Source organism: Schaalia suimastitidis DSM 15538 (assembly GCF_000429105.1).
Classification (GTDB): domain Bacteria; phylum Actinomycetota; class Actinomycetes; order Actinomycetales; family Actinomycetaceae; genus Pauljensenia; species Pauljensenia suimastitidis.
The window spans coordinates 106,097-127,116 of record NZ_AUBF01000006.1 but is presented as its reverse complement, the minus strand read 5'-3'; the positions used below and the strand labels follow the sequence as shown (position 1 = coordinate 127,116).

Here is a 21,020-nt window from a genome sequence, read left to right as displayed (position 1 = left end):
CCTCCAGCCATCGAAGCACTGATCCATTGTTTCACGTGAAACATAGATCCTCCACTTTCACAATGAAGTTACGCTGCAGTCACTCGGCTTGCTCGCAGCATCGGTGCGAACTGAGTTGTCGCCACAAAAGAAAAAGACAATGCCTTTCAGTGACGAGCCTTATTGCTGCGCCAATTCTTGATCACATGCGGATACACCTTGAGTATGCCATAAGCATCGCAAGATGCGAGCGACTCACGCTGCGTACTTGTCAACTTTTGCCGATGTGTCCACCTCACCAGGTGCCGCTGTATATTCCGCGCCTAGTCGCCTTGTCACTACGACGTCATCGCCTGTCATCGGCACATAACGCTGCCTATACAGTGTTCGATCTACCTGTGGCAACGCAAGAATCGTCTATTCGGATTCTCATTGCAGTGACATAAAGCGAGAACGGACACTTCTTAATCTTCGTCACATTCAACGTGCCCGCCGCATGCGCACATCATATTCAGCACTTGGGCGTATTGTGCAAACGAAAACACTTGATGATATTCAACGGCAAGATTTTGGTGGACGTTCTGTTTGAGTGTGCCCAGCTTCTAATCGAAGGTTCTGGCCACGCTTCTGGCCGAAGGTTTATATCACCAACACAGGCCTCGCGCGCACAACACGTCCTCGCGCACCAAACATGGTGAAGCGATCGTGACAGTGCGCAAGGCATCGTGACAGTGGGCAAAGCATCGCCACGTAATTACGATTACGGTTTGGGTTCAACTATCCGCGGTGACGGAAGTGGTATCAAGTTTCCAACTGAGGCCATTCCCTCGCGTGCAGCAACCATACTCACTGATATCGTGGAAGACGCCCACACCGCATCCGCCGCCAACGCTCCCGTCCGTCCAAAAATATCCTTAACACCGAAAGCATCAACTCGCCCACACACTAAGGTGGCCAGCGTGAGGCGTCGACAACGTCACCTCAACTATTCACGCAAGGTGACAATCAAGCATGCCCAATAAACAGGGTCACATGACTGGCATGAATGAGTAAACATCGTTTCTGAACACGAAATAAAATATCAATGACAAGCCTGGCTGTAAGGCTTTTAACATTCGGACATCGAAGCCGCATTTAACTCGGCCACCGAAAGGCCCCAACGTCCAACCGTCAATCATCGGTCGGGCTTCAACCACCGAAAACACTTAACATTCAACTGGCACAACAGCGCACAATTCAACTCTCACCGAGTGTGCCTGCGTACCGAGACTGCAGCCTCGACGGCTCTATTGTGAAGCAGTCACCACCAACGTATGAGAATGTTTCACGTGAAACACTCGGAGTAACGGCCAATGGCACCTGAGTGCTGACGGCGCACGACACACGAATGGTCCTGGCAATATCTAGGCGACCAAATCTTCACGCATCGGAGGCGCACGACCTAGCCAGCCAAGCGTCGGCTAAACTCGAGTGCCGCCTTGCGATAGGCAATCGCACCAGCGCAACGCGGATCATATGTGATCACAGTCTGTGAATAGGACGGTGCTTCCGACACGCGAACGGAACGTGGCACTACTGTTTCGAGTGTAAGCGCACCAAAGTGTTGACGGACTTCTGCTTCAACTTCTTCGGATAGCTTTGTGCGTCGGTCTGCCATAGTCAACAACATTGATCCAACGTGGAGACGTGGATTGAGTGCCTGGGAAATACGGTCGATAGTATTCCACAGTTGACTCAGTCCTTCCAGCGCATAATATTCAGTCTGCACGGGAATGAGTACCTGATCTGCGGCCACCAACACATTAAGTGTGACCAGTCCTAGCGACGGTGGGCAATCCACTAACACAACATCGAAGGCAGCGTCTTCGTCAAGGAAATCGCGCAGTGCGACGGAGAAAAGGAACTCGCGTCGCTCAATATCGACGAGCTCAATCTCTGCGCCCGAAAGATCAATGGTTGCAGGACAGACATAAAGCCCAGCAACGTCGGGACATTCCTGAAGTACATCTCGAAGACGTTCACGACCGATCAGTACATCGTAGGTAGATGGGGTACCAGATGGATGTGCAACGCCCAATGCCGACGACGCATTCCCCTGAGCATCGGCATCAATAACAAGGACTCTGAGGCCACCGTCCGCAAGGGCAGCAGCAAGATTTACCGTAGTCGTGGTCTTCCCGACACCACCTTTTTGGTTCGCAATCGCAACGACGACAGGGGCATCAGGAACAGCAAATTCAGCGGCATCAAGCATCTGAAGATCGCGGAAATTCCGTGCGATAGCGTCGGACAACGGTGTCGTAGAAATCGGATCGTGTGTAGTCATGCCTCAAACCTTCCCAGGTACTAACCTAGCAAAAAGCACAAGCGGAACGCCCAATGAAACGTAGCTGACGAAACGCACATGCAGCGCAGGCGAAATAACTATCGAATATGACGTGTGAAGAACACACCGCCGCGCGACATTCCCAGTCGCGCAGTCGCCCTTCAGCTCCGCACGAGGGCGTCACGCCTATATGCGGCGGCAGACGACAACGAATGTCGCCTCATCTTCCATCACGCTCGGCACTTCGTGTATCGCCGCACCCAGATGATGTCGCTTTAATTCTATTGATGCTTCTTCTACCTCGATCGGCGCCCTTCGCCCTTTCAGCGCGACCAGTGAACCACCCGGCGCAATGAGCTTCGACGTCATACGAATCAGCTTTGACATATTCGCCACCGCACGTGCAGTAACCACATCGGCTTTGCCTTTGCCGCGCAGTTCTTCAGCCCGTGCCTGATGGATGGTGACATTGTCTAGGCCGAGATGATCAACGACGTCATATAACCATTCACATCGCCGCTGCATCGGTTCAGCAAGATGGAAGTCCAGATTTGGACGCGCAATTGCCGCGACGATACCTGGGAAACCAGCACCCGAACCAATATCGAGTACCTGGCCCTTCTTAGGTAAAAAGCCCAAGATCGCAGCTGAGTTCACCAAGTGGCGCGACCACAAACGCGGCAACTCACGCGGACCAATAAGGCCGCGCAATTCACCTTCGTCTTCAAGCAGGCGCGCAAATTCCTCGACCTGCCCGAAAGCCACACCGAAAAGATCGCGCACCGCCTGGGTCGGAATCTCCGGCTCAATCACGCCGGTATCGTCAGTGAACTCAGCTGCCACGGCTCAGGCCTCGTCAGAATCGTCGCTATCGACAATGTCTTCATTGCCATCGGCAGGTGAGGACAAAATGACGACGTATCGTCGCGGCTCTGCGCCTTCAGACTCTGAATACAATCCGGCCGCAGCCACAACATCATGGCATACCTTGCGTTCGAACGGATTCATTGGTTCAAGACGCTGTGGCTCACCGGTCGCACGAAGGCGTGTAATTGCTTCCTCAGTCAATGCCTGAAGCTGTGCCTTACGTTCGGCCCTGAATCCGGCAATGTCGAGCATCAGACGCGAACGTTCACCCGTTTCAGTTTGTACCGCCAGGCGCGTCAATTCTTGAAGTGCATCAAGAACTTCGCCGTCGTCACCCACCAGGCGATCAAGTGCAGCAGAATCATCAGAGATAATCTCCACCGATGCACGACCGTTCTCGACGTCAATCTCAATATCACCATCGAGGTCGGCAATATCAAGCAGCTCCTCAAGGTAGTCTGCGGCGAGTTCGCCTTCTTCTTCAAGATTGGTCAATTGCGACGAGGTATCGCTCATCTATTTCTCCTTGGTCAACAGTGGGAGTCATCTCCCGAAAGTCTGTGTGGTCTACTAGCGGCGCTTTTTCTTATTGCTGTTACGAGCTGCCTTTTTCCGGGCCTGCCGACGCTTCTCAATTTCGTCGGGGGTCAACTCTGCAGGGCGCGCAGCTGCCTCGGCACGCGCAGAACGCGCGGCAGCCTCCTCTGCCTTTGCGCGCCGCTGTTCGCGCGTAAGTCGCTTATTCTGCTCGCGTGCCTCGGCCTGTGCGCGCCGCTCCACGCTGCGAGCCGATGCGCGATGAATGGCGCGCATCCACGCCTCGTCAGGCAACGTATCCCAATCCTGCGTGGACAATGTCCGATACACCGTAAGTACTTCGCCCGCAGACATTTCCTCGGGGAAATTCGACGCAATCTTCTGTTTTGAGGCCTTCGCCTTCACCTCGCGTAATGCCTGCTCATTGAGGGCATCAATGGCCGCGGTATCTGCCGAAGCAATCGCGGAACGTTGGCGATCATAGTCAGCGAAATACTCCCGTGCCCAACCTTGGTAGGCACTCTGACGCTTGGCAACAAGATCAGTATGAGCAGGTGAACCGGGGGTAGGCATCACTTTGACGGTCCAAATGGACTGACCCCAAGAAAATGCCGTCGTGGTCACCATGTACACCAGCAGACCCATTTGGAAGAAGAAACCCGTGAAGATGAACATTGCTGGCATCATGTACATCATCATCTTTTGGCTGCGCACCATCGGATTATTCGGGTCAGACTGTGGTGGCATATTGCGCGTCATCGTCAAACGCATCGACAGGAATTGCATGGCCACCATGATGATAATCATGACAACGAAGCCAACAATGCCAAGGGTGTCAATGCCATCAGTGATGCGGTATGAAAGCGGAACACCAAGGAAGGTCGAGCCGTCAATTTCAGCAGCGATAGCCTGGGTGATCGGTCCGAGGCTGTCAGCGCTCTCGCCGCGATAGGTGAATGTACCTTGAGCAATGTCTTTCACAGCGAAAATCGCACGGTACATCGCAAAAAGGATAGGCATTTGAACCAGCAGCGGAAGACATGAGGCAAGCGGGTTTGTCCCGTGTTTCTTATACAGTGCTTGCTGTTCTTCAGCCATTTTTTGGCGCGATGCGGCATCGGTCTTGCCTTTGTATTTTTCCTGAAGTTTCTTCAACTCCGGCTGCATTGCCTGCATACCGCGCGAGGACTTCACCTGCTTAAGGAAGAGCGGCAGAATCAGCGCGCGCACCACCAAGGTGAGTAAAACAATAGACACAACCCACGCAAAGCCGGAACCAGAGGACATGCCAACGAGAACCAGCAGGTCGTGGATCTTCACCCACACCCACGAAATGGCTACGGCGAAGGGGTGGAGGATAGCTTCCCACATGGGTGTTGTCTCCTTCAGGGTTGGTGAACGCTCGGCGCGTTCTGGGTCATCCCGGAGTGCTCCGGGCAGGTCGGTGCATTCGGTTCGGTACCATCATTCCAGTCATCGATGCGTTCCATCCCCATAGGGAATGGCGGATCGAGGTGAAGATGGCCCACCCAATCCTCAGGTGGAATCCACTCAGGTGCCTTCCACGAGCCACGTTGAGGCACATAGTCAACGCCACCGTGACTCCACGGATTGCATCTCAGTAGTCGCCAGACTGCCAAAATCGTACCTTTGATGGGGCCGTGGACGCTGAGCGATTCGACTGCATAGGCTGAGCAGGTTGGTGCGTAACGGCATCTGGGGGCAATCATCGGAGAAATAAAGCGTTGATAGGCCTGTATTGGCAGCGCCAGGATCCGTCCGAAAATTGACGAGGCCATCACAGCACTCCCGCTTTATCGTGCCATTTTCGCAGTGCTCGGCCCATGGCATTGTCGAGGCGCACACCCAGTTCCGCTGAGGACAGGCCCACCGCATTGCCATTGATGCGTATGACCAGTGCAATATTGCTTGGCATTGTCTCCAGTCGTGCAGCGACAAGGTGGCGCACCTGACGCCGAAGACGGTTGCGTTTTGTTGCTAATGCAATCTCGCGTTTAGGCACGACGAAACCGACGAGGGGCGCGCGACGCTCCTCGTCGGTTCGACAATGCACGACGACTGCGGCGTTACCTGCGCGAGCTCCGTCTCGGATAACTGCGCGAAATAGTGCCGGATCAACCATGCGGTGTGCTCGTGGCAACACCGTGATTGATACTCAGACGGAGAGGCTCTTGCGACCCTTGCGGCGACGTGCGGCCAAAATGGCGCGGCCGGCGCGGGTGCTCATGCGCAGACGGAAGCCGTGCGTCTTGGAACGACGACGGTTATTGGGCTGGTAAGTCCGCTTCGTGGTCACTGGTCTATCTCCAAATGCGGGAATGGCGCGGCTGCACCATTCGGTCGGTCATGACAGCTCGAAGAGTCACTTGTGAGCTATCAACCCGGTCGCCCGGGCACATACGAACGTCCAGATTAGGGCTCCGCGGCATCTGAGTCAATGGAACGCGCAGTACATCCAAAGGGTTTAGATCACCTTCGTTTTACACAACTGTGGATAGGGCTGTGGATCATCGTATTCACATCTTCACCACGGAGGCGTTTTTCCACAGCATTGTGTAAATCAGTGTTTTTGGCTTGTCACCTTGAATCGGCGTTGTAATTACATTTTTGTGATTCTGTGATTTTATATCCACAAGTATTTCCCCAGCCTGTGAATAATGGGGAACAGGCTAGAGTATCCCTCAGAATATCCACGGTGTTTTTACCCGCATAAGCGTGGTAGAACTCACGTCTTGGCGTCGAAGGAGCATCATGCCTACGGATCTACTGTCCGCCGCATGGAATGAAGTGTGTTCGCAAACAGATTTGCGTCCCACGACCCGCGCATTTTTGCGAACCGCTCGACCCATTGCTGACATTGAAGGCACCATTCTCATCGCAGTTTCCACTGACAGTGCCAAACGACGAATAGAAGACGAGTCGTCAACGATTGCTCACGCCCTGTCAGCTGTCCTGACTAAAACTGTGCGCCTAGCCGTCACCGTCGATCCCGAACTTGTTGGCGATATCGACGAGGCTGACGAAAAAGCGGAACCTACCCACGACGAACCCGTATCTGCACCACAGCCCACACCTCACCCATTCGACGCAGGAACGGACGCCTCGATAATCGACACAAGCGGCATTGGGTCAAATGGCGCAGTAGCAATGCGGCTCAACCCCAAGTACACCTTCGATACCTTTGTGCGCGGTTCATCAAACCGTTTCGCCTATGTCGCCGCCCTAGCTGTTGCGGAAAATCCTGCCGAGGCCTACAACCCCCTATTCATCTACGGCGATTCAGGGCTAGGTAAAACACACCTCCTGCATGCCATTGGCAATTATGTTCTGAGTTTGTCTCCTGACAGTCGTGTGCTCTATGTCAACTCCGAAGAGTTCACCAATGACTTCATTAATGCAATCCGCGAAAAACGTGCCGAAGAATTCCAGCGCCGCTACCGCGACGTCGACGTCCTACTCATTGACGACATTCAATTCATCCAAGGCAAACAGGAAACGCAAGAGGCCTTCTTCCACACCTTTAACTCGCTCTTTAATGCGAAGAAACAGGTCGTACTCACCTCGGATCTTCCACCAAATAAACTGTCGGGTTTTGAGGACCGTTTGCGTTCGCGTTTTGCCTCTGGATTACCCGTGGATATTCAGCCACCGGATCTAGAAACACGTATCGCCATCTTGCAAAAGAAAGCTGCAGCGGAAAACCTTGAAATTGACTCCGAGGTACTCAATTACATCGCGTCGCGTATCGCCACTAATATTCGTGAACTCGAAGGCGCGCTGGTTCGTATCATCGCCTTCGCGAATCTGTCTCAGCAAGATCGCATTGACCTCCAACTAGCCGAAATACAGTTAAAGGATTTCATTTCAGATCCGCAAGACACCGAAATAACCGCTGCAATGATCATGGGGCAAAGTGCCAACTACTTTGGTATCACCTTGGAACAGCTCTGCATGAAAGGCCGCCAGTCGCGCACCATTACCACTGCCAGACAGATCGCCATGTACCTGTGTCGAGAGCTTACTGATATGTCGCTGCCTCGTATCGGCCAAGCATTCGGTGGCTTCGACCACACAACGGTCATGCATGCGAACCGAGTGATCGCTAGCCAAATGGCGGAACGTCGGGAGGCATTTAATCACGTCACTGAACTCACAACCCGTATTAAGCAGCAGTCGCGTAATTCCTAGGCTGTAGCCGTATTTCCACAGAGGTCATGCCGCCGCCGGTGGAAAAATCCCAAATATTGGTGGATACGCAGTGTTTTCTGTGGAGACGACGTAAAGCACATCCATGTAATTCACAAGCGTTCCCCATTTCTCTACACCGTTGTCCCCATGGACCAACAGCGTAAGAGGCGCGGAATTACGTCTATTTGGTGCCCAATCCACAGTATGCACAGCCCTTATGAATGTGATGAAAGAATAAATTACAGGGAATTAAAGATGTCATTCCAACAGTGCTGTGGCATAAAAGCCACCGGTATCTAGGTACCACCTACGAGACAAAAAAGGTAAAGTTAAGCGAGTTTGTAATTCGCAGTTGAAGGGTTCGCAATGAAATTCACTGTCGCGCGCGACGTTCTTGCCGAGGCCGTTTCGTGGACCGCACGTGCACTTCCTGTACGTCCAGCCTCACCCATCCTTGCTGGTGTGCGCATTATTGCTGCCGAAGAAGAACTCACACTGTCATCTTTCGACTATGAAGTGTCAGCAAATTCGCGTATCCCTGCTTCCGTGGAGGAAGCCGGTGAAGTACTTGTGTCAGGTCGCCTACTAGCTGATATTTCAAAAGCACTGCCTGACCGACCTGTCACTGTTGAACTTGACGGTCAAAAAGTGAATCTTTCCTGCGGATCTTCACGTTTCCAACTTGCTGTCATGCCGCTTGATGAGTATCCACAACTCCCAGCACAACCCGACACTGCTGGCACCGTTGACGCGCATATTTTTGGGCAAGCCGTCCACCAAGTCACGATTGCTGCCTCCAAAGATGACACCCTGCCGCTGCTGACCGCTGTGCGTATCGAAGTCAATGGTGAACAGATGATACTAATGGCCACCGACCGCTACCGCCTCGCAGTACGCGAAATTACATGGAAACCTACCGTAGATGCGATCAACGAGGCCGCAATGGTCAAGGCGCGCATCCTCCAAGACGTCGCTAAATCAATGACTGCCGGCAACAGCCTCGACATTGGACTTGCTCAATCCACCCAACCAGGCGCCGCCTCGCTCATCGGCTTTGAAGCAGCGGGACGACGCACCACCTCGACACTGACCGATGGTGACTACCCGCCTGTACTTAAGCTTTTCCCCGAATCAACGGATATCTTTGCTGTCGTTGAACGCAGCCAATTACTTGATGCCGTCAAACGTGTTGCGTTGGTTGCGGAAAAGAAAACCAGCGTTCGACTGAGCTTCACTGAATCACAGTTGGCATTGGAGGCCGGCCAAGGTGACAACGCTCAGGCAACGGAATCTATCGACGCGATGCTGCATGGCGACGATATTTCCACCGCCTTTAACCCGCAGTACCTCATTGAAGGTCTGTCGGTGATCGACGCCGACTATGTGCGTTTTAGCTTCACGCATCCAACGAAGCCTGCCATTATGACCGGCCAAGATAAGGTTGACGATGCTGAAAAGACCGACTTCCGCTACCTCATTATGCCGATTCGTTTCGGCGTCTGAATCTACCTGTGCGAGTCTCGCACCTCGCGGTTGACGATTTTCGTTCATACCGCCACGGAGTCGTTGAGTTCCCTCCAGGATGTACCGTCCTGTTGGGACGTAATGGACAGGGCAAAACGAATCTTGTTGAAGCCCTGGCATATCTGTCAACATTTGGCAGTCACCGTGTTGCTGCCGATGCCGCCCTTGTGCGTCTGCCAAGCGACCCTGACGAGGCGCCACCCGGTGGTGCGGTTATCCGCGCTAAGGCCATCCTTGCCGGTGGGCGTGAACACATTATCGAGCTGGAAATTGTGCGCGGCCGCGCCAATCGTGCCAGGTTAAATCGCAATGCAGCGAAGCCACGAGATATCCTCGGCTTGGTACGCACCGTCGTCTTTGCTCCAGAAGATCTTCAGCTCGTCAAAGGTGAACCGTCTGTTCGGCGTGCCTTTATGGATGATGTGGCAATACAACTTCACCCACTTGTGGCTCAGGTGAGAGCTGACTTCGATAAGGTTGCGCGGCAGCGTGCAGCGTTGATGAAGTCAGCACAAGGAGCGTTGCGACGTGGACATGCACCTGAATTATCAACCTTAGCGGTGTGGGATGAACGTTTTGCACAACTATCTGCGCGTCTGAGTGCGGCCCGCTACAGTGCAATGACACGTCTTGCTGAACCTGCAGGGCAAGCGCATGATGCGGTCGCTGAATCGGGCCGCACATTGTCGCTGTCATTTGATGCCTCGGTCGATCGAATCCTCGGCAGCACAGATACGCCCTTCAATGACGTGGAGGCCCAGACTGAGCGCATGAAAGAAGCGCTTATCCGATGCAATGACGACGAAATTCAACGCGGCGTGAACCTTGTTGGTGCTCACCGTGACGACCTGTCGTTGACACTAGGACATTTACCTGTGAAAGGCTATGCCAGCCATGGTGAATCATGGTCTGTGGCTTTAGGGCTTCGCCTAGGTGCCTACGCGATGCTTGCCGACGATGGCGAGGAGCCCATTTTGATCCTCGACGACGTTTTCGCAGAGTTGGATAGTGGGCGTAGGCAGGCATTAGTCAATGTTGTCAACGATGCCGAGCAGGTTATTATCACCGCTGCCGTAGAAGACGATGTACCCGCTGAATTGTCAGCGCATATCCTTCATGTTGCCTGGGACGCTCAAACAGGTACGGTGGTCACGTGATAGGTGACGCTGCTGATCCGGATGCTGCTGATCCGATGGACGAGGCCGCAGCAACCTTTGCTGCATCGGCATTACATCGCGCACAAGAAGTTGCCAAGGCGCGGGGACTCATGCGTCGACCGTTGCCCCGGAAGCGACGCAATTATCTTGCCAGGCAGGCTGGTCTGAGTGAAGATCACGCGATCTTTATTCCATCAGACGACGTGGGTGACGATGAGGGTCTTCGGGCTCTGGGCAGGGCTGCTGATGTCGACGGTGATCTGACCTCTGTTGTGACACCAAGTGCTCAAGGTGAAACGATGTGGCGATCTCAGGTGGGACGGGCAGCGACACGGATTCGCTACATGCCGGTGAAGTCACTGCGGACAACACTGAGACGAGCAATTGAGCACAATGGGTGGCGGCAAGAAACCGGCATGGGCATGGTGATGCAACAGTGGCCACATATCGTGGGCACAACGGTGGCGCAGCATTGCGGTGTAGAAACCTTTGAAGGTTCAACCTTGATTATTCGCTGTACGTCAACGGCATGGACCAAGCAATTGCGTTTATTATTGCCGACCATTGAGCGTCGAATTGACGAGGTGGTGGGCCCTGGGATTGTCACTCAGGTCATTATCCGAGGCCCATTGACGCCCTCGTGGAAAAAGGGTGCTATTTCGGTTCCTGGGCGTGGTCCGCGCGATACATACGGCTAAATAATCGCAGATGTTTTGCACGCTACTGTGCGTGATGGTGGTGGGGCACTGCGAGATTCTGATAGGTGCCTCAACGAGTAAGTATCCAACAAGAAGCCCTATGGCGCGGTGGCACTTCTCACAGTCACATTTTTGCTGATGAAGGGGTATTTTACGAGGCTATCTATTGATATACCCTCACCTTGGTGAAGGTCATTTATTGGTAGAATTACACGGTATGTTCCATCTGGGGAAACACTAGATTTGTCCAGGAAAAGGCCCGCCGATTCGCGGTCCAACGAGGGGAGCCATTGAGTGGCTGAAGAAATGACACCCAACGCCAATGGGGAACAAGGATACGGCGCTGCCGATATCACTGTTCTTGAAGGCCTTGAGGCAGTCCGTAAACGTCCAGGTATGTATATCGGCTCCACTGGTGAGCGTGGCCTCCACCACCTCGTCTATGAAGTGGTGGATAACTCTGTTGATGAAGCTTTGGCTGGCTACGCCGACCATATCGATGTCACAATCCTGGCTGACGGAGGTATCCGCGTTGCTGACAATGGTCGCGGTATCCCTGTTGATATTCACCCAACCGAAGGCAAACCCACTGTTGAAGTGGTGATGACAATCCTTCATGCCGGCGGCAAATTCGGTGGCGGCGGCTACGCTGTTTCCGGTGGCCTTCATGGTGTTGGCATCTCAGTTGTCAATGCCTTATCCACTCGCGTTGACACTGAAGTGCGTCGTCAAGGCCACGTGTGGCGCATGTCTTTCGCTAACGGCGGCACACCCATTACGCCCCTATCACAGGACGAGCCGACCGACGCCACGGGCACAACCCAAACTTTCTACCCGGATCCGGCGATTTTTGACACTGTCGAGTTCAGTTTTGAAACATTACGCACACGTTTCCAACAGATGGCCTTCCTGAATAAGGGCCTGCGTATTTCACTCACTGACCAACGTCCGTGGGCAACCGACGAAGGCGATGAAATTACTGGCGATTCCGGTGGCATTGATGATGACCCCATTCCCGGTTATCGTCAGGTCTCTTACATGTATGAACATGGGTTGCGGGACTATGTCGAATATCTTGACTCCACCAAGAAATCCGATGTGATTAATGCTGAAATCATTGATTTCGAGTGTGAAAATGACGAAGGCACCATGTCGTTGGAAATTGCGATGCAGTGGACAACGGCATATTCCTCATCGGTGCATACCTACGCTAATACGATTAACACCACCGAAGGTGGGATGCACGAAGAAGGTTTCCGCACAGCGCTTACCTCAGTGATTAATCGCTATGCTCGCGACAAGGGTCTGTTCAAAGATAAGGACGATAACCTCACCGGTGATGATGTGCGTGAAGGTTTAACGGCCGTCATCTCGGTAAAACTGACCGAACCGCAATTTGAGGGCCAGACCAAGACAAAACTGGGCAATACTGAGGCACGGACTTTCGTACAAAAAACCGTGAACCAGATGCTGACAGACTGGTTAGACGCACATCCCGCCGACGCCAAAGCCATTGTAGCTAAAGGGCAGCAGGCACAACTTGCCCGTGTTGCTGCACGCAAAGCACGTGAAGCAACACGACGCAAAGGCGTGTTGGAATCAGCCTCAATGCCAGGAAAACTCCGCGACTGCTCGTCCCGCGAAACAGAAAAATGCGAAATCTTTATTGTCGAAGGTGACTCCGCAGGCGGCTCAGCTGTTGGTGGCCGCGACCCTGAACATCAGGCGATCCTGCCCATTCGCGGCAAAATCTTAAATGTTGAAAAAGCGCGCCTAGACAAAGCCTTATCCTCCGACACAATCCGGTCATTGATCACCGCATTCGGCACAGGCATCGGCGAAGACTTTGATCTTGCGAAACTGCGTTACGGCAAAATCGTCATCATGGCCGACGCAGACGTGGACGGTCAACATATCGCCACACTGCTGCTGACATTGCTGTTCCGCTATATGCGACCACTGGTGGAAAACGGGCATGTGTACATCGCAATGCCGCCACTATTTAGGCTCAAATGGACCAATGCGGAACACGAATTCGCCTATTCCGATAAGGAACGTGATGCCCTCCTCCTAGCTGGCGCTGAGAAGGGCCGTCGACTCCCTAAAGAAGGCGGTATTCAACGCTACAAAGGTCTGGGCGAAATGAATGATCACGAATTGTGGGAAACCACAATGGATCCTGCGCAGCGCATCCTCAAGAAGGTCACCCTTGATGAAGCCGCCGACGCCGACGAAATCTTCTCCATCCTCATGGGTGATGACGTTGACCGTCGTCGCTCCTTTATCCAGCGCAACGCCACGGACGTGCGCTTCCTCGACATTTAATCGACCGCCCGAGGCCGCCAAGCCTCGGCAAATGAACAAAGGAACACCGTGAGCGACCTACCCTCCACGCCTGCCGACGAGGTCACCGAATACGACCGTGTCCAGCAGGTAGACCTGCAGCTGGAAATGCAACGCTCCTACCTCGACTACGCCATGAGCGTGATCGTTGGACGTGCACTGCCCGATGTACGCGACGGACTCAAACCAGTACACCGGCGCATCCTCTACGCCATGTATGACGGTGGATACCGCCCCACATCATCATTTTCTAAATCGTCACGTGTCGTCGGCGACGTCATGGGTACCTACCACCCCCACGGTGACAGTGCTATCTACGATGCCCTGGCCCGCCTCGTCCAATGGTGGTCTATGCGCGCCCCACTGGTAGCCGGCCAAGGCAATTTCGGCACACCTGGCAACCTCGGGCCAGCAGCTCCTCGTTACACCGAATGTAAGATGGCGCCGCTGGCCATGGAAATGGTGCGCGATATTGACGAAGACACCGTTGATTTCCAAGATAACTACGACGGGCGCGACCAAGAACCCACCATTTTGCCTGCCCGTTTCCCCAACCTTTTGGTCAACGGCTCCGAAGGTATCGCGGTAGGTATGGCCACACGCATACCGCCACACAACCTCCGTGAAGTAGCCAAAGGTGTGCAGTGGTACCTTGACAACCCGCAGGCCAGTCGCGAAGAACTCCTTGAAGCGCTGATCAAGATTATTCCTGGCCCTGATTTCCCAACGGGCGCCACCATTCTGGGCCGCAAAGGTATTGACGATGCCTACCGGACGGGTCGCGGTTCCATTACTCAGCGTGCGGTGGTCAGCGTTGAAGAAATACATGGCCGCCAGTGCCTAGTCGTCACTGAACTGCCATACCAAGTCAACCCTGACAACCTCGCCGACAAGATTGCTCAACTGGTACGTGACGGCACCGTACAAGGTATCGCCGATATTCGCGACGAGACATCTGGACGTACAGGCCAACGCCTCGTCATTGTCCTCAAACGCGACGCCGTGGCCAAAGTAGTCCTCAACAACCTGTATAAGCGCACGCCACTACAGGAAAATTTCTCGGCCAATATGCTGGCCCTAGTTGATGGTGTGCCACGCACGCTGTCCATTGACGGCTTTGTCCGCCACTGGGTGAGTCACCAGCTTGATGTCATTGTGCGACGCACCCAATTCCGTTTGGCCAAAACCAAAGAACGGCTCCACATCCTTGAGGGGTACCTCAAAGCCCTGGACGCCCTCGACGAAGTGATTGCCCTTATTCGACGTAGTGCCACTGTTGACGAGGCGCGCGCAGGTTTGCAGTCACTGCTAGCTATTGACGAGGTCCAAGCTGACGCAATCCTTGCCCTGCAGTTACGTCGTTTGGCTGCACTGGAGCGTCAAAAGATTATGGACGAACACGCCGAGCTGACGGCACGCGTCTTGGATCTGCAGGACATCTTGGAACGTCCTGAGCGTCAACGTTCGATCGTGTCATCTGAATTGGCTGAGATCGTCGATAAATACGGTGATGAACGTCGAACCACGATCGTGCCATTTGATGGCGAAATGTCCATGGAAGACCTTATTCCCTGCGAAGACGTCGTCGTGACCATTACGCGCGATGGCTTTGCGAAACGTACACGCACCGACAACTACCGCAGCCAAAAACGCGGCGGTAAGGGTGTGCGTGGTACACAGCTGCGTGGTGACGATGTAGTGGAACACTTCTTTGTCACTACCACGCACCATTGGCTGCTGTTCTTCACCAACCTTGGTCGCGTTTATCGTGCGAAAGCCTACGAAATCCCTGAAGGTGGCCGTGACGCGAAAGGCCAACACGTCGCCAATCTTTTGGCATTCCAGAAGGATGAACGGATCGCTCAGGTTTTAGCTATCCCTGACTATGAGTCGGCAGACTACCTGGTTTTAGCAACCAAATCTGGCCTGGTGAAGAAAACTCGACTGGGCGATTACGACAGTGCCCGCACAGGCGGCATTATCGCCATCAACCTGCGCGAAGACGAACAAGGACGACCTGACGAACTGGTCAGCGCTCAACTTGTCAATGCTGATGATGACCTGCTGCTGGTCTCACGCGACGGCCAAGCAGCTCGCTTCAGTGCTACTGACGAGCAACTACGCCCCATGGGCCGAGCCACCGCCGGCGTGCGAGGTATGCGCTTCCGTGAGGATGACGAATTGCTCTCGATGGAGGTGCCTCGTGCCGGTGCTGACCTGCTTATCGTCACCGATTCTGGTTATGCCAAACGTACTCCGGTGGAGGAGTACCCCACGAAGGGTCGTGGCACCTTGGGTGTGCGCGTTGGCAAACTTGTCGAAGAACGAGGCGGACTGGTTGGTGCGCTGATCGTCAATCCCGACGAGGACGTCATGGTCATCACCGAATCAGGCAAACTTGTTCAGGTCAACGCTTCCGATGTGCGCCCAACTGCACGCAATACAATGGGAGTGATCTTCGCTCGCCCCGACGCTGATGACCGCATTATTGCCATTACCCGCAATTCGGAACGTGATATTGACGACGAGGCTGCGGGTAGTGCCGCTGAGGCTGAAGAAGAAAACTCTCATAGTGAAGCGGCAGACGAAAGCGACGAAAAGGCTGTAGCGTCTACAGTGACGGATACACAGGAGGATGACCAATGAGTGTGACAACACAGGTGCATGAGTCAGAGGATGCGCCGCGCCGAGTGGACCTCACTGTTGCCAGCGTTGATCCATGGACTGTGCTCAAGGTGAGTTTCCTTCTGAGCGTTGGTCTTGGTATTGCATCAGTGGTGGCCACGGCGGTGCTGTGGTTCCTCGTTGACAGTATGCACGTCTTTGCCACCATCGAAGAATTCCTCACCACGATCGGAGCGGAAAGCTTCAAGGCACTCCTGGACTATGTGCGCCTGCCGAAGGTGATGTCGTATGCAACGATTATCGCCGTGGTGAATGTGGTGTTACTGACCGCTATCTCGACACTGGGTGCGCTGTTATATAACGTTGTGGCATCCCTCGTTGGTGGTATTCGCGTGTCGTTGATGGACGAATAACGACATAGGTGCTGGACGTCACGTTCATCAGTTTGTTTCTCACCTTACTTGCCGTGTACCATAATCCGGTGCCCTTCAAAGGGTAACGGATCTGGCCCTGGGGTCAGGTTGGGCCTATAGCTCAGTAGGTTAGAGCGCAGTCCTGATAAGACTGAGGTCGGTGGTTCGAGCCCACCTAGGCCCACTGCCCACATCGTGTGCACTCGGAGGTTCCCGATGAAAAAGTGGATCACAACCCTCGTGGTTGTCGGCGGCCTGGTGGCCGTTGGTCTTGTGGTTCGCCAAATCGTTGAGGATCTTTCCGACTCTGCAGACTTGTGGCAGTCCGTAACGGACGAACCTGCGTTACCCTAGTAGGGAACGCGCGGGGCCATGGCGCAATTGGTAGCGCACCTGCTTTGCAAGCAGGGGGTTAGGGGTTCGAGTCCCCTTGGCTCCACAGATAGGTCCGAAAGGTCAGTGCTTTCGGCCCTTTAGCGTTTGTATTTTTGCTTTGTATTTCTGCTCTGGACCTTTGTCGGTCGTGTTCTCACTTCCCCGTCGAAGCTGTTCCTTTGCGATATGAAAAGGTGCCGTTCTAGGCATTTTCGCCTTTTGTACCTTCAGATTTCAGGGCGTTCTATCCTGCGGATCAGACAGGAGGACGGTGCCACTGGCGAGCGTTTCTGTGGTGTGACGACGACGAGTCTATGGCGTGACGACGACGAGTTTGCCTGCGGCGTGACCGGCCTCCATGCGTGCGTGCGCATCACGGATCTCATCAAAGGCATAGACGCGATCAATCGGAACAATGGCTTTACCTGATACCACATCGTCAAGGTAGGACTGAAGGATGTGTGGTGGAAGATCAGCGGCTTCTCCGGCATAGGCGGTGAGTCGCACGCCGTGAGGCAGGTAAGCGATCGGATAAAAATCCTTAACGGTCCATTCGTTGGACAACATGCCAGTAAAACAAACGACACCATGAACACGTGTTGCGCGGAGCGTGTCGGGAAGGGTGGGTGTGCCAACAAGCTCCAGAGCGGTGTCGACACCGTCAGGCAGAATCGCTCGAACTTGTTGTGCAATATCACCATTGTCAACAAGGACATGATCGACACCAAGTTTGATGAGGGACGGAACTTTCGCTGGGTTACGAGTTGTCGCAAACACGCTCATACCGAGGCGCTTGGCGAGTATGGCAGTAGCCATCCCCACTGACGATGTACCGCCTCGTATAAGGATGCTTTGCCCAGGTTTGGCATCGAGGCCGACGGTGAGTGAACCGTAGGCCGTCTGAAGCATCTCTGGAATAGCTCCCAGGACAGCCCAGTCAAGATCAGAAGTGAAAGGAATAATTTGGTTCAGTGGAACGCAGGTGTACTCTGCGTACCCGCCATCAAATACGCGACCCATCCCTCCCATCATCGTCATCACCTTCTGGCCTTCAGTAAAGGTTCCGCTTGGGTCGGCAGCGATCACACCAGTAGCCTCAATACCGAGTACGCGTGGGAAGGTGACACCTTCGGCCAGACCAAGGCGTGTGTGTAGCTCTGAGCGGTTCAACCCAAAGGCTTTGATGCGAATAAGGACCCAGCCGTCGCGTGGTTGTGGAACGGGTAGGTGATGAAAGTGGAGGTTGGACACAGGACCGGGCTCTGCAAGGACAATGGCACGCATAGTTGCAACACGCATTCTTCACTTTCCTTCTATTGTCTGGGCGTTTGCCAGGTGGGGGCAGTCAACGAGGCAGGGTAGCGTCGAGTGGAGAATCTTCTCTGGTGAGGGGGAATCGTTCTTCGAGTCGGGCCAAGGCACTCGTTTGAATCTCTGAGTGACTTGGACTGTGAGTTCAGGCGAGGGAAGTGTTCAGTGATATGGGTGTGAATCGCGGGCTAATCAACAGGATAATTCATGTGGATTTATCGGTGGTGAAATGACCGAGGTGTCACCAGAAGATCACGCCAGTAGGTGTCGCCTATTGCTGAGCAGCTGGTTCATTTGAAATCGCTGCATACTCACCAGGCCGCATACTCACCAGTTTGTGATCCCGTGTTCCATCATCACGGCTCTTCGTGTGCATGTACCAGTGTTGCCCTCAGCCTTGAAACATGATCTGCCACCGGTCGACACACCAAACGGTCGTCAAAGTACCGTTCGGTGTGTCGACCGTGCGCGATGGCCGCTTCTAATGCCAAATGCTGATGATCAACACACGAAACGGACGACGAAGGTCCGTTCGGTGTGTCGATCAGACTGATCCGGGGAAATACAAATGTGGTGACCTAGGGTGAGCACACCAAATGGTCGTCAAAGTACCGTTCGGTGTGTCGACCTAATAGACCTGATAGATGCTGGGGGTGAAGACGCCAACATCAAAGAAAGGGATGTCACTGTCTGTAACAAGCAATATCTCAAGTATCTACACGTGTCTCACAATGACTTCAGTGGCTCCCACGAACACAGTGGCAAGTGTCCTTGTCACCACAAGGTGGCATTGGGACTAATCTGGTGCCATGACTGACGATACCTCGCTACATATCCCTGGTGTTGGAGCGCCGCTGCGTTCTGCCTTAGCATTCGCGGGATTCCATAGCCTTGACCAGCTCAACGGGGCAGACTATCGCCAATTGTTGTCCTTGCATGGTGTTGGTGCGAAAGGCTTGAACCGCGTGCTGGCAGCATTGCGGGCAAAAGGCGGAGATATGAGTAATAGTCCCACAGATGCTGACATTGAGGCTGCCACAACGAAGGTCACCATCACGAAAGGACATACAGGCAAGGTTGCCAAGGACATCAAGACGCGCCCCACTGATATTGCACCCGAGGATTTTATTCGACAATTGACGTGGCCGCGTCGCATTGATGACGGTCTTACTCTCCTCGACTTATTTGACCAGGTCACCGGTGAAAAAGCAACCATGTGGGGACCGACCATGGTGGGCTATGGCGAGGTCCACTACAAGTCTGATTCAGGTCGCGAAGGCGATTGGTTCGCTGTCGGATTTAGTCCCCGGAAAGCAAGTCTCAGCCTTTACGGTCTTCAAAGTGGGCCGCATTTTGCTGAAAACGTCGCCCGCCTCGGCCCGCATAAGTTAGGGGTGGGGTGCCTCTACGTCACCAATCTTGCCAAGGTTGACCTCTCAGTATTGCGGGTGATGATTGCCGAGGCGTGGGAACGGCACTAATACTGGGCGCGCCACAGGGGTGCGGGGCTTGGCATATGCTCTGGATGTACCCGTAATTGCGCGGCAGCATGTGATGCCCAGTGAGGATTACCCAAGGCAACACGACCAAAAGATAAGGCGTGAGCCTGCCGTGTACGCAGCACTGTTTCTGCTTGCACAGGGTTGTTGATCATCCCGACCGTCGAGATGACGACATCGGTATCGGCCAGGTCGCGGACAAGCTGCGCCGCCAAAGGTACCTGGTAGCCAAAACCAATAGGAATGGCCGACAGGTCGGTGAGTCCGCCCGAAGAAATATCCACCCACGTCAGGCCAGACTCTTCCCACAACGAGCGAATGAGGCGCGCCGACTGGAACACATCCCATGCACCGTCAATCCAGTCAGTTGCGCTGATACGCAGTCCCAGCACTTTGTCTTTGGGCCATATGTCGGCTACGGCCGCCACAACCTCGTGAATAAAACGCGTCCGACCATCCCAGTTGCCGCCGTAAGTATCGTCACGTGTATTACTCAGCGGCGAAAGGAACTGGTGGATCAGATATCCGTGGGCGCCGTGGAGTTGGATAGCGTCGTACCCCGCCTCATTCGCTCGCTGTGCCGCCGCAGCGAAAGAGGCTACCACCTGGTCAATTTCAGAGGCGGATAATGCCTGGGGGGTATCCAGGTCGGGCAGGGTTGGCGTAGCGCAGGGTGCCACCGTGGACCATCCGCCGTCGTTGATACCGAGGGTGCCACCTAAGGCTCCAGGTAGCCACGGTGGGGTGGATGCCTTACCGCCGGCATGGCCAAGTTGAACAGCGATCTTCGTGCCAAGGCTATGAGCAAAATCGACGAGGCGCCTGTGCCCTTCGATCTGCTCGTCGTCCCATAGGCCAAGATCAAATGGGGAAATGCGGCCTCGCGCCTCGACCGCTGTTGCTTCAACGGTGACCAAGGAGAAGCCACCTGCGGCCAACGCGCCGTAGTGAACGAAATGCCAGTCGGTCGGTTTGCCGTCGCCTGCTGTCACACTGTACTGACACATGGGGGCAACGATTGCCCGGTTTTTCATGGTAAGTCCGTTGCCGCTGCGTGTAGGAATAACAAGTTTTTTGAAAAGTTGTGCAGACATAAGGCCTCCATCAGCGTTGATTGTCGTAGTCTACTGCGCCACAACGATGGTGAATAGGTGAAG

18 protein-coding genes and 2 tRNA genes are annotated in these 21,020 nt (G+C 54.1%); 11 read left to right on the top strand and 9 right to left on the bottom strand.

What is annotated here, in order from left to right; translation table 11 throughout:
- Nucleotides 1-1,420: 1,420 nt before the first annotated feature.
- From G438_RS0100635 to rpmH, 7 genes are all read right to left on the bottom strand, one after another.
- Nucleotides 1,421-2,305, bottom strand: a complete 885-nt coding sequence (locus G438_RS0100635; RefSeq protein ID WP_026459720.1) for a ParA family protein — start codon at nucleotides 2,303-2,305, stop codon at nucleotides 1,421-1,423.
- A gap of 186 nt (nucleotides 2,306-2,491) precedes the next feature.
- Nucleotides 2,492-3,148 carry a 16S rRNA (guanine(527)-N(7))-methyltransferase RsmG gene (rsmG, locus tag G438_RS0100630; RefSeq protein WP_034284539.1) on the bottom strand — a complete coding sequence of 219 codons (657 nt, stop codon included), beginning with the start codon at nucleotides 3,146-3,148 and terminating at the stop codon, nucleotides 2,492-2,494.
- Between the two features lie 3 nt (nucleotides 3,149-3,151).
- Nucleotides 3,152-3,688 (bottom strand): Jag family protein, encoded by a 537-nt coding sequence (locus G438_RS0100625; protein WP_026459718.1) that lies wholly within the window; start codon nucleotides 3,686-3,688, stop codon nucleotides 3,152-3,154.
- A gap of 54 nt (nucleotides 3,689-3,742) precedes the next feature.
- The gene (yidC, locus tag G438_RS0100620) at nucleotides 3,743-5,080 is read right to left on the bottom strand and encodes a membrane protein insertase YidC (protein ID WP_026459717.1); all 1,338 of its coding nucleotides are present in this window, start codon (nucleotides 5,078-5,080) and stop codon (nucleotides 3,743-3,745) included.
- A gap of 14 nt (nucleotides 5,081-5,094) precedes the next feature.
- The gene (gene yidD, locus G438_RS0100615; protein ID WP_034284536.1) at nucleotides 5,095-5,508 is read right to left on the bottom strand and encodes a membrane protein insertion efficiency factor YidD; all 414 of its coding nucleotides are present in this window, start codon (nucleotides 5,506-5,508) and stop codon (nucleotides 5,095-5,097) included.
- Nucleotides 5,508-5,873: a ribonuclease P protein component gene (gene rnpA, locus G438_RS0100610; protein WP_026459715.1), complete on the bottom strand. Its 366-nt coding sequence runs from the start codon at nucleotides 5,871-5,873 to the stop codon at nucleotides 5,508-5,510. The genes yidD and rnpA overlap by 1 nt, the downstream gene beginning before the upstream one ends.
- Before the next feature lie 12 nt (nucleotides 5,874-5,885).
- Nucleotides 5,886-6,026, bottom strand: coding sequence for a 50S ribosomal protein L34 (gene rpmH, locus G438_RS12130; protein ID WP_084402890.1), 141 nt, complete (start codon nucleotides 6,024-6,026; stop codon nucleotides 5,886-5,888).
- 455 nt (nucleotides 6,027-6,481) lie between these two features.
- On the opposite strand from rpmH, the gene dnaA reads away from it, so the two are divergent.
- From dnaA to G438_RS0100560, 10 genes are all read left to right on the top strand, one after another.
- The gene (dnaA, locus tag G438_RS0100605) at nucleotides 6,482-7,918 is read left to right on the top strand and encodes a chromosomal replication initiator protein DnaA (RefSeq protein WP_026459714.1); all 1,437 of its coding nucleotides are present in this window, start codon (nucleotides 6,482-6,484) and stop codon (nucleotides 7,916-7,918) included.
- A gap of 366 nt (nucleotides 7,919-8,284) precedes the next feature.
- Nucleotides 8,285-9,421, top strand: a complete 1,137-nt coding sequence (gene dnaN / locus G438_RS0100600; protein WP_026459713.1) for a DNA polymerase III subunit beta — start codon at nucleotides 8,285-8,287, stop codon at nucleotides 9,419-9,421.
- A gap of 8 nt (nucleotides 9,422-9,429) precedes the next feature.
- Entirely contained in the window at nucleotides 9,430-10,599 is a 1,170-nt protein-coding gene (gene recF / locus G438_RS0100595) for a DNA replication/repair protein RecF (RefSeq protein ID WP_026459712.1), read from the top strand.
- The gene (locus G438_RS0100590) at nucleotides 10,596-11,297 is read left to right on the top strand and encodes a DciA family protein (RefSeq protein WP_051259157.1); all 702 of its coding nucleotides are present in this window, start codon (nucleotides 10,596-10,598) and stop codon (nucleotides 11,295-11,297) included. Before recF ends, G438_RS0100590 begins: the two co-directional genes overlap by 4 nt.
- Before the next feature lie 306 nt (nucleotides 11,298-11,603).
- On the top strand, nucleotides 11,604-13,622 hold the full coding sequence (gene gyrB / locus G438_RS0100585) for a DNA topoisomerase (ATP-hydrolyzing) subunit B (protein WP_026459710.1): 2,019 nt from the start codon (nucleotides 11,604-11,606) through the stop codon (nucleotides 13,620-13,622).
- Between the two features lie 48 nt (nucleotides 13,623-13,670).
- A complete protein-coding gene (gene gyrA, locus G438_RS0100580) occupies nucleotides 13,671-16,286 on the top strand; it encodes a DNA gyrase subunit A (RefSeq protein WP_026459709.1) in 2,616 nt (871 codons plus the stop codon).
- Entirely contained in the window at nucleotides 16,283-16,678 is a 396-nt protein-coding gene (locus G438_RS0100575; protein ID WP_051259156.1) for a DUF3566 domain-containing protein, read from the top strand. Before gyrA ends, G438_RS0100575 begins: the two co-directional genes overlap by 4 nt.
- A gap of 110 nt (nucleotides 16,679-16,788) precedes the next feature.
- Nucleotides 16,789-16,862 (top strand) — tRNA-Ile (locus G438_RS0100570).
- Between the two features lie 32 nt (nucleotides 16,863-16,894).
- Entirely contained in the window at nucleotides 16,895-17,032 is a 138-nt protein-coding gene (locus tag G438_RS12430; RefSeq protein ID WP_165569214.1) for a DLW-39 family protein, read from the top strand.
- A gap of 12 nt (nucleotides 17,033-17,044) precedes the next feature.
- Nucleotides 17,045-17,117: transfer RNA gene (locus G438_RS0100560), tRNA-Ala, on the top strand.
- A 248-nt stretch (nucleotides 17,118-17,365) separates the two neighbouring features.
- On the opposite strand, the gene G438_RS0100555 is transcribed toward G438_RS0100560, so the two are convergent.
- Nucleotides 17,366-18,352: a zinc-binding alcohol dehydrogenase family protein gene (locus G438_RS0100555; protein WP_240470942.1), complete on the bottom strand. Its 987-nt coding sequence runs from the start codon at nucleotides 18,350-18,352 to the stop codon at nucleotides 17,366-17,368.
- An 821-nt stretch (nucleotides 18,353-19,173) separates the two neighbouring features.
- Here G438_RS0100555 and G438_RS0100550 point away from each other — a divergent pair.
- Nucleotides 19,174-19,845, top strand: coding sequence for a DUF1801 domain-containing protein (locus G438_RS0100550; RefSeq protein WP_026459706.1), 672 nt, complete (start codon nucleotides 19,174-19,176; stop codon nucleotides 19,843-19,845).
- On the opposite strand, the gene G438_RS0100545 is transcribed toward G438_RS0100550, so the two are convergent.
- Nucleotides 19,842-20,957, bottom strand: a complete 1,116-nt coding sequence (locus tag G438_RS0100545) for an oxidoreductase (RefSeq protein ID WP_051259155.1) — start codon at nucleotides 20,955-20,957, stop codon at nucleotides 19,842-19,844. The two genes, G438_RS0100550 and G438_RS0100545, sit on opposite strands and share 4 nt — an antisense overlap.
- Nucleotides 20,958-21,020: the final 63 nt, after the last annotated feature.

What these genes read in the sequence shown, in the direction of transcription:
- G438_RS0100635 (WP_026459720.1), bottom strand. Translation starts at nt 2,305, where the DNA reads ATGACTACACACGATCCGATTTCTACGACACCGTTGTCCGACGCTATC.
- G438_RS0100625 (WP_026459718.1), bottom strand. Translation starts at nt 3,688, where the DNA reads ATGAGCGATACCTCGTCGCAATTGACCAATCTTGAAGAAGAAGGCGAA.
- yidC (WP_026459717.1), bottom strand. Translation starts at nt 5,080, where the DNA reads ATGTGGGAAGCTATCCTCCACCCCTTCGCCGTAGCCATTTCGTGGGTG.
- yidD (WP_034284536.1), bottom strand. Translation starts at nt 5,508, where the DNA reads ATGGCCTCGTCAATTTTCGGACGGATCCTGGCGCTGCCAATACAGGCC.
- dnaA (WP_026459714.1), top strand. Translation starts at nt 6,482, where the DNA reads ATGCCTACGGATCTACTGTCCGCCGCATGGAATGAAGTGTGTTCGCAA.
- dnaN (WP_026459713.1), top strand. Translation starts at nt 8,285, where the DNA reads ATGAAATTCACTGTCGCGCGCGACGTTCTTGCCGAGGCCGTTTCGTGG.
- gyrB (WP_026459710.1), top strand. Translation starts at nt 11,604, where the DNA reads ATGACACCCAACGCCAATGGGGAACAAGGATACGGCGCTGCCGATATC.
- G438_RS0100575 (WP_051259156.1), top strand. Translation starts at nt 16,283, where the DNA reads ATGAGTGTGACAACACAGGTGCATGAGTCAGAGGATGCGCCGCGCCGA.
- G438_RS12430 (WP_165569214.1), top strand. Translation starts at nt 16,895, where the DNA reads ATGAAAAAGTGGATCACAACCCTCGTGGTTGTCGGCGGCCTGGTGGCC.
- G438_RS0100555 (WP_240470942.1), bottom strand. Translation starts at nt 18,352, where the DNA reads ATGCGTGTTGCAACTATGCGTGCCATTGTCCTTGCAGAGCCCGGTCCT.
- G438_RS0100550 (WP_026459706.1), top strand. Translation starts at nt 19,174, where the DNA reads ATGACTGACGATACCTCGCTACATATCCCTGGTGTTGGAGCGCCGCTG.
- G438_RS0100545 (WP_051259155.1), bottom strand. Translation starts at nt 20,957, where the DNA reads ATGTCTGCACAACTTTTCAAAAAACTTGTTATTCCTACACGCAGCGGC.